This is a genomic window from Xenophilus sp., assembly GCF_044462705.1.
Classification (GTDB): domain Bacteria; phylum Pseudomonadota; class Gammaproteobacteria; order Burkholderiales; family Burkholderiaceae_C; genus Xenophilus; species Xenophilus azovorans.
The window spans coordinates 1-3,193 of sequence record NZ_JBIQNC010000244.1; the positions used below are offsets into that span (position 1 = coordinate 1).

Genomic DNA, 3,193 nt, shown 5'->3' on the forward strand with positions numbered 1-3,193 from the left:
CCAGGAAGCGCTCCGCCAGCAGCACCCAGTAGGCGGCGCCCAGCGCGACGTTGTCGTCGTTGAAGTCGTAGCCCGGGTTGTGCACCATGCAGGCACCCGCGCTGTCGCCGTCACCGTTGCCGATCAGCAGGTAGCTGCCGGGCACCTTCTCCAGCATGAAGGCGAAGTCCTCGCTGCCGGTGAGCGGCGGCGCCTGCAGCGTGACGCGCTCGGCGCCCACCAGGTCGAGCGCCACCTGGCGCGCGAAGTCGGTCTCCTCCGGCGTGTTGACCAGCACCGCGTAGCCCTTGCGCCAGTCGACCTGCGCGCTGCAGCCGAAGCTCTCGGCCTGCGCGGCGACGATGGCCTTGATGCGCTGCTCCAGCAGCGCGCGCACCTCGCGGTCGAGCGCGCGCACGCTGATCTCCAGCGTGGCGGCGGCCGGGATCACGTTGTTGGCCTGGCCGGCATGCAGGGCGCCCACCGTCACCACCGCCGTGTGCAGCGGATCGACGTTGCGCGACACCACCGTCTGCAGCGCCATCACGATGCTGGCGGCCGCCACCACCGGGTCGGCGGCGCGGTGCGGTATCGCGCCGTGGCCGCCGATGCCGGCGACCGTCACCGTCGCGTAGTCCGACGAGGCCATGGTCGGGCCGTCGCGCAGCGCGAAGCGGCCTTGCGCCAGTCCGGGCATGTTGTGCATGGCGAACACGGCGTCGCAGGGGTACTTGTCGAACAGGCCGTCGTCGATCATGCGCACGGCGCCGCCGCCGCCTTCCTCGGCCGGCTGGAAGATCAGGTGCAGCGTGCCGTCGAAGCGCCCGCGCGCGGCCAGGTGGTGCGCCGCGGCCAGCAGCATGGCGGTGTGGCCATCGTGGCCGCAGGCGTGCATCACGCCGTGGTGGCAGCTCGCGTAGGGCAGGCCGGTGGCCTCCTCGATCGGCAGCGCGTCCATGTCGGCGCGCAGACCCAGGCGCCGCCGGCCGCCGCCGCGCACCAGCCGGCCGACCAGGCCGGTGCCGCCCAGGCCGGTCTCCACCTCGTAGCCCCAGGCCCGCAGCTTCTCGGCCACCAGCGCCGCGGTGCGGTGCTCGCCGAAGGCCAGCTCCGGATGGCGGTGGATGTCGCGGCGGATGTCGACGAAGGGCGCCGCCTCGCGCCGCAGGTCTTCCAGCAGGGGGTTCATGGCAGGGTCCTCATTGGGGCTGCAGGTTGACGGATTTCGCGATGGCGCGGTAGCGGGCGATCTCGCCATCGTAGAACGCTGCCGACTCGGCCAGCGTCATCGGCGGCGCTGCCAGCGAGGTCTGCGCCGCGAGCTGCGCGCGCACCTCCGGGTCCTTGAGCGTCGTGCCGATGGCCTGGTGCAGGCGCTGCACGACGGCCTCGGGCGTGTTCTTCGGAACCATGAAGCCAGCCCAGATCTTGTACGAGAAGTCTTTCAACTCCTTGCCCTCGCTGACCGCGGGCACGTTCTTCAGCAACTCGGAGCGCTGCGCACCGAGCTGGCCGATCACCTTGATCCGGCCCTGCTCGGCCATCGCGCCCATCGCCGCGCTGTAGACCAGCACCGCGAAATCGACGCTGCCGCCGGCCAGGTCGTTCAGCAGCGGCGCATTGCCCTTGTAGGGCGCATGCAGCATCTTCGTGCCCGTGCGCTGCTGCACGTCTTCCAGGATCAGGTGGTAGAGCGAGCCGATGCCGACGCTGCCGTAGGTCAGCGGCTTGTCGCCCGACTTGCGCGCCAGCGCGATCAGCTCGTCGACGCTGTTGACCGGCAGATCCTTGCGGGTGAGGAAGACCATCACCGCGTCGGTGATCGGGTGCACCAGGCGGAAATCCTCGGCCTTGAGCTTCACGGCCGCGTTGGCCAGCGGCGCCAGGATCACTTCGTTGGGCGAGCCCTGGAAGATGTAGTGGCCGTCGGCCGGCGCCGCCAGCACCTTCTGCGCGGCCAGGGCGCCGCTCACGCCGCCGAGGTTGTCCACGATCACCGTCTGCCCCAGCGCCTTGCCCAGCGGCGTCGCGAAGATGCGCGCCATGGCGTCGGAGGGGCCGCCCGCCGGGTACGGGACCATCAGCGTGACCGCCTTGGCCGGATAGCCCTGCGCCAGGGCCAGGCCGGCCGCCGCCAGCAGGCCGGCGCCGAGGACTGCGATGCGCAGGGGCCGCAGCAGGTGCTTCATCATGGTGTCGTCTCCTGTGTCTTTGCTTCGGGAAAAACGCGGCCCGGAGCCGGGCTGCGGGCGCATCCTAGGAGCCGCCGGATGCAAGGTCCAATGCATTGTTCTTTGATTTAGCATGAGTCGAATGCAGCTTTTTCCGGCCTGCCGCCCATGACCCTGGTCCAGCTCCGGCACCTGATCTCGCTCGCCCAGACCGGCTCCTTCAACAAGTCGGCGCAGGCGCTGCACCTGACGCAGCCGGCGCTCAGCCGCAGCATCCGCGCGCTGGAGGACGAACTGGGCGTGCCGCTGTTCGACCGCATCGGCCGCCGCAACGAGCTCACCCCCTTCGGGCACGAGGTGCTGCAGCGGGCGCAGCGCCTGGTGCTCGATGCCGGCGAGCTGCGCGACAGCGGCCGCCAGCTTCGCCAGGCCGAGGGCGGCGAGCTGCGCGTCGGCATGGGCTCCGGCCCCGGCGCCATGCTGATGACGCCGCTGCTGCTGCGCATGGCGACGCGCCATCCGGGGGTGCGGGTGGTGGTGGCGCGCGGCAGCACCGAGCAGCTCGTGCAGGCGCTGCGCGCCCGCACGCTGGACGCGCTGGTGCTGGACGCGCTGTCGATGCGGCCCGCGCCCGACCTGCGCCTGGCGATGGTGCGCGAGATGCGCGGCGTCTTCATGTGCCGGCCGGGCCATCCGCTGGCCCGGCTGCGCCGGGGCGTGCGCTTCGAGCAGGTGCAGCGCTACCCGATCGCCTCCACGCCGTTGAGCGACGAGGTGGCGCGCGCGCTGGTGGAGGCCTACGGCCCGCAGGCGCACCCGGCCGCCTGCGTCACCCTGCAGTGCGAGGAGGTGCCCAGCCTGGTCGACGTGGCGCGGCACAGCGACGCGGTGCTGCTGGCCATCCGCGCCGCGGCGCCGGACCTGGTCGAGCTGGACATGCGCCCGGCGCTGCGCCGCGTGGCGCGCTTCGCCCTGGTGACGCTGGAGCGGCGCACCGAGGCGCCGGCGATCGGCATCCTCGGCGAGCTGATCGACGCGCTGCT

At 71.9% G+C, this 3,193-nt stretch carries 3 protein-coding genes; 1 reads left to right on the forward strand and 2 read right to left on the reverse strand.

Going from position 1 to position 3,193, the window contains the following annotated elements; genetic code table 11:
• Positions 1–1,168, reverse strand: a 1,168-nt coding sequence (locus ACIY1X_RS23540) for a M20 aminoacylase family protein (protein WP_399685343.1), incomplete at its 3' end; no start/stop codon positions are given.
• A 10-nt stretch (positions 1,169–1,178) separates the two neighbouring features.
• Entirely contained in the window at positions 1,179–2,168 is a 990-nt protein-coding gene (locus tag ACIY1X_RS23545) for a tripartite tricarboxylate transporter substrate binding protein (RefSeq protein ID WP_399685354.1), read from the reverse strand.
• 150 nt (positions 2,169–2,318) lie between these two features.
• Here ACIY1X_RS23545 and ACIY1X_RS23550 point away from each other — a divergent pair.
• The coding region (locus tag ACIY1X_RS23550) for a LysR family transcriptional regulator (RefSeq protein ID WP_399685346.1) at positions 2,319–3,193 on the forward strand (875 nt) is incomplete at its 3' end.

Coding starts and splice junctions, on each gene's coding strand:
- ACIY1X_RS23545 (WP_399685354.1), bottom strand. CDS start 2,168: ATGAAGCACCTGCTGCGGCCCCTGCGCATCGCAGTCCTCGGCGCCGGC.